Origin of the sequence: Comamonas sp. B-9 (assembly GCF_000410635.1) — a bacterium.
Lineage (GTDB): Bacteria > Pseudomonadota > Gammaproteobacteria > Burkholderiales > Burkholderiaceae_C > Comamonas.
In genome coordinates this window covers 1-4,621 of record NZ_KE148635.1, presented here as the reverse complement: position 1 = coordinate 4,621, position 4,621 = coordinate 1, and the positions used below count along the sequence as shown (strand labels likewise).

The 4,621-nt window shown below is 65.4% G+C and carries 5 protein-coding genes and 1 pseudogene; 5 read left to right on the top strand and 1 reads right to left on the bottom strand.

Annotated elements, in window-relative coordinates:
* On the bottom strand, nt 1–314 hold a 314-nt coding region (locus tag H928_RS33610), incomplete at its 3' end, for a LysR family transcriptional regulator (protein ID WP_043341054.1).
* A gap of 106 nt (nt 315–420) precedes the next feature.
* On the opposite strand from H928_RS33610, the gene H928_RS0118580 reads away from it, so the two are divergent.
* The 5 genes and pseudogenes from H928_RS0118580 to H928_RS28740 form a co-directional block, all read left to right on the top strand.
* Entirely contained in the window at nt 421–1,599 is a 1,179-nt protein-coding gene (locus H928_RS0118580) for a CaiB/BaiF CoA-transferase family protein (RefSeq protein ID WP_027011105.1), read from the top strand.
* Nucleotides 1,600–1,686: 87 nt separating this feature from the next.
* Nucleotides 1,687–2,124, top strand: coding sequence for a MaoC family dehydratase (locus H928_RS0118575; RefSeq protein WP_373604929.1), 438 nt, complete (start codon nt 1,687–1,689; stop codon nt 2,122–2,124).
* Nucleotides 2,125–2,174: 50 nt separating this feature from the next.
* Nucleotides 2,175–3,152 (top strand): tripartite tricarboxylate transporter substrate binding protein, encoded by a 978-nt coding sequence (locus H928_RS0118570; protein ID WP_027011104.1) that lies wholly within the window; start codon nt 2,175–2,177, stop codon nt 3,150–3,152.
* A gap of 15 nt (nt 3,153–3,167) precedes the next feature.
* The gene (locus H928_RS0118565) at nt 3,168–4,325 is read left to right on the top strand and encodes an acyl-CoA dehydrogenase family protein (protein ID WP_021027855.1); all 1,158 of its coding nucleotides are present in this window, start codon (nt 3,168–3,170) and stop codon (nt 4,323–4,325) included.
* 16 nt (nt 4,326–4,341) lie between these two features.
* Nucleotides 4,342–4,621, top strand: a pseudogene (locus tag H928_RS28740) (acyl-CoA dehydrogenase); the annotation flags it as partial.

Below are 4,621 nucleotides of genomic sequence, written 5' to 3'. Positions count from 1 at the left end.
GGGGAGGGGGGGGGGGAGCCGATAAAGCCGATATGCAGGCGCCCCAGCTCGCCGCTGGCGGTGGCCTGCGACACGGCCTGCACCTGGCGCGCATGGTAGAGCGCGAGCTTGGCGCTCTCCAGCGCCGCCCGGCCGGCGCCCGAGAGCACCGTGCCGCGCCGGTCGCGCTCGAACAGCTGCACGCCCAGGTCGTCTTCGAGCTTGCGGATTGACTGCGACAGCGGCGGCTGCGACATATGCAGCTGCTCGGCCGCCTGGCGGTAGTTCAGGGTTTGCGCCAGGGTGACAAAGTGGCGCAGTTGGCGCAAGTCCATTGATATCTCCTGTGTATCAGTACCTGTCAATTGCGACATAGACACAGCTGTGAAACATATCAAATAATGCCATTCATCGCTATCACCACAACGACGGAGACAAGCCTTGAGTGCATTGACAGGCCTGCGGGTGCTGGACTTATCCAGCGTGATTTTCGGGCCGCTGGCCAGCCAGGTGCTGGCCGATTACGGCGCCGAGGTGATCAAGATCGAGCCGCCTGGCGGCGACTCCACGCGCTACACCGGGCCGGCGGCCGAAGCCGGTATGTCGGCGCTGTTCATGGGCTCCAACCGCAGCAAGAAAAGCGTGGTGCTGGACCTCAAGGCGCCCGAAGCCCAGGCAGCGCTGCATGCGCTGCTCAAGACCGCCGATGTCTTCATGCACAGCATGCGGCCGCAAAAGCTCGCCAAGCTGGGGCTCGACCCAGTGCGGCTGCGCGCCCAGTACCCGCGCCTGGTCTATGTGGGCCTGCATGGTTTTGGTGAGGACGGGCCCTATGCAGGCCTGCCGGCCTATGACGATGTGATCCAGGGCATGAGCGGCCTGGCCGACCTGATGGAGCGCCAGACCGGCGAGGCCCGCTACCTGCCCACGATTGCGGCCGACAAGACCTGTGGCCTGGTGGCAGCGCATGCGGTGATGGCGGCGCTGTTCCAGCGCGAGCGCACGGGCGAGGGCAGCTTTGTCGAGGTGCCGATGTACGAAACCATGGTGGGCTTCAACCTGGTCGAGCACTTTTACGGCATGCATTTTGAGCCCGCGCTCAGCGGCGCCGGCTACCCGCGCGTGATGGCGCCTTGGCGCAAGCCCTACAAGACGCAGGACGGCCATGTCTGCATGATGCCCTACACCGATGGCCACTGGCACCGCTTTTTTGCCGCCGTGGGCCAGCCTGCGCTGGCGCAAGACGAGCGCTTTGCCACCCAGGCCCAGCGCACCCGCCATATCGCGACCCTGCTGGAGACCATGAGCAGCTATGTCGCGCAAAAAGACACTGCTTACTGGCTGCAAACCTGCGAGGAGCTGGAGATACCCGCCGCCCCCGTCGCCCGCATGGACGACCTGCCGCGCGACCCGCACCTCCAGGCCACCGGCTTTTTTGTCGAGCAGCACGACCCCGCCATGGGCACGGTGCGCTTTCCGCGCTCTTCCGTGCGCATCGATGGCGCGCAGGCGCCCATCGGCATGCCGCCGCGCCTGGGTGAGCACAACCAGCAGCTGCTGCGCGAAGCGGGTTGGGACGATGCCCGCATTGCCGCTTTGCAGCCCTCCATCGCTGAATGAATCTTTGAGAGTAACAAGGCCATGACCGCCCATAACTGGATTTCTTCGACCGACAACCGCGCAGCCAAGCTGGCAGGCACTGCCCGCATGGGCCAGGGCTTTGTCTGGCAGGACCTGCAGGTCGGCCAGCAGCTGTGCACCTTTCGCCGCACGGTGACGGAGACCGACCTGGTCAACTTCATCAACACCACCGGCATGCTCGAGGCCATCTTTATCGAAGACGGCTACGACGGCGGCGCGATCCGAGGCCGCCCGGTGCCCGGTGCGCTCACCTACACCTTGATCGAAGGCTTCATCCTGCAAAGCATGATCCAGGGCACGGGCCTGGCGATGCTGGAGCTGCACCAGAAGATCCTGGGCCCGGTGGTGGTCGGAGACACGATCGAGGCGCTGGTGGAGGTGACCGATATCAAGCCGACCAGCAAAGGTGGCCGGGCGGTGGTGACTTCGCGCATCGAGGTCTACAACCAGCGCCAGGAGCAGGTGATGGTCTACACCGCCGTGCGCCTGCTCGCTGGGCGCTAGGCGATCACCGCAACCCGCGTCAGATGAAAAAACACATACAGGAGACAAAGATGCAATATGGTTTGGTACGTCGTTCCGCCTTGCTGGCCCTGGCGATGGTTGCTGTTGGTGGGGCTGCACAGGCGCAGGACCCCTGGCCCAGCCGGCCGATCACCCTGGTCGTGCCGTTCCCGCCTGGCGGCCCCACCGATATGGTGGCCCGCGTGCTGGCCCAGCAGGTGGGCCAGCAGCTGGGGCAGACGGTCATCGTCGACAACCGGCCCGGCGCCAACGGCAATATCGGCAATGCGCTGGTGGCCAAGGCCGCCGCCGATGGCTACACGGTGCTCTACAACACCTCGTCGATTGCGCTCAGCCCCTCGCTGTACAAAAAGCTCAGCTATGACGTGGCCAAGGACCTGCGCCCGGTCGCATTGACGGCCGTGGTGCCGCTGGGCCTGGTGGTCAACCCCAAGGTGCCTGTCAGCACGGTGCAAGAGCTGGTGAAGTACGCGCAGGACAACAAGGGCAAGCTTTCCTACGGCTCGGCCGGTAATGGCAATGTCACCCACCTGGCCGCCTTTCAGGTGGTGCAGCACTATGGCATCGACGCCAGCCATGTGCCCTACAAAGGCAGCGCCCCGGCCGATGTGGACCTGGTGGCCGGCCAGATCGAGTTCATGACCGACACCATCAACTCGGTCGCGCCCTTCATCAAGGACGGCAAGCTCAAGCTGCTGGCAGTCAGCACCGCCCAGCGCATTCCGAATTTTCCCAACGCTCCCACCCTGGCCGAAAGCGGCATGACCGGCTTTGAGGCCGGTGCCTGGCAGGGCGTGATGGTGCCGGCCAAGACGCCCGATGTGGTGGTGCAGCGGCTGAACGCCGAGCTGCTCAAGGCGCTGAAGGATCCCGGTGTGCTGGAGAAGCTGCGCGTGCAGGGCACCGAGCCGCTGGGCTCCACGCCGCAGGCCTATGGCGACTATATCCAGAGCGAGATCAAGCGCTGGGCCGGCGTGGTCAAGAGCACGGGCGTGTCCCTGGATTGAACGAAAGCGAAGACGATGACGATTTTGAACGGACTGGCGCTGACGCGCATCCCGCCTGAAGGCGAAGCGCTGCGCGCCCAGGTGCGTGCCTTTTTGCAAGAGGCGGTCAAAGACATGCCCGCCCATATCCGCGCCAAATCCTGGAGCGGCTACGACCCGGCCTTCAGCCGCAAGCTGGGCGAGAAGGGCTGGCTGGGCATGACCTTTCCCACCGCCTATGGCGGCCACGCGCAGGGTGCGTTTGCGCGCTATGTGGTGGTCGAGGAGCTGCTCAATTTTGGCGCCCCGGTCGGCTCGCACTGGATTGCCGAGCGCCAGAGCGCGCCCTTGATCCTGAAATACGGCACCGAGGCGCAAAAGCAGCGCTATGTGCCTCCGGTGGCGCGCGGCGAGAGCTTTTTCTGCATCGGCATGAGTGAGCCCAATGCCGGCTCGGACCTGGCCAGCGTGCGCACCCGTGCCGTGCCCAACGATGCCGGCTGGCTGCTCAATGGCCAAAAGATCTGGACCACCAACGCCCAGCACTGCCAGTACATGATTGCGCTGGTGCGCACCTCGGGCGAGGCGGCCGACCGCCAGAAAGGCCTGTCGCAGCTGATCGTGGATCTGAGCCTGCCAGGCGTCACTGTGCGGGCCATCGAGGACATGTCGGGCGACCGCCATTTCTGCGAGGTGTTTTTTGACAATGTGCAGCTGGCCTCCGATGCGCTGGTGGGCGCCGAAGGCCAGGGCTGGGAGCAGGTGACGGCAGAGCTGGCTTTTGAGCGCAGCGGCCCTGAGCGCCTGTTTTCGTCCGTGGTACTGCTGGACCAGTGGCTGGCCTTTTTGCGCACGCAAGCGGCGCCGCGCGCCGAATCCCTGAAGCTGGCCGGCCAGATCCTGGCGCGCCTGGCACCGCTGCGCGCGCTCTCGGTGGCGGTGCAGGAAAAGCTGGTGCAGGGCCAGAGCCCCATCGTCGAGGCCGCCCTGGTCAAGGACCAGGGCACGGTGCTGGAGCAGTTCATACCGGCTGCGATTGCCGATGACCTGATGGCGTTGGAGGGCGAAGCCGTACCGCACGAATTGCTGCTGACCCTGAACTACCTCACCCTGGTATCGCCGTGCTACACGCTGCGCGGCGGCACCCGCAGCATATTGCGCGGCATGATTGCGCGCGGCCTGGGCCTGCGTTGAGCGCAAGGAGAAAATGATGGACCATTTGATTACCGAGGCCCTGCGCGACCTGCTGACCGGGCAATGCACGCCCGCTGTGGTGCGCGCGATCGAGGGCGAAGTGGCTGCCGGCCAGAGCCCCGCCGCTGCGGCGCTGTGGCGGCAGATTGAAGACACCGGCTTTGCCGACCTGCTGCTGAGCGAAGAGGCTGGCGGCGCAGGCCTGGCCTTGCGCGATGCCTTTGGCGTCTGGGATTTGCTGGGCCAGCACGCGATGCCGCTGCCGCTGGCAGACACCATGCTGGCGCGGGCCTGGC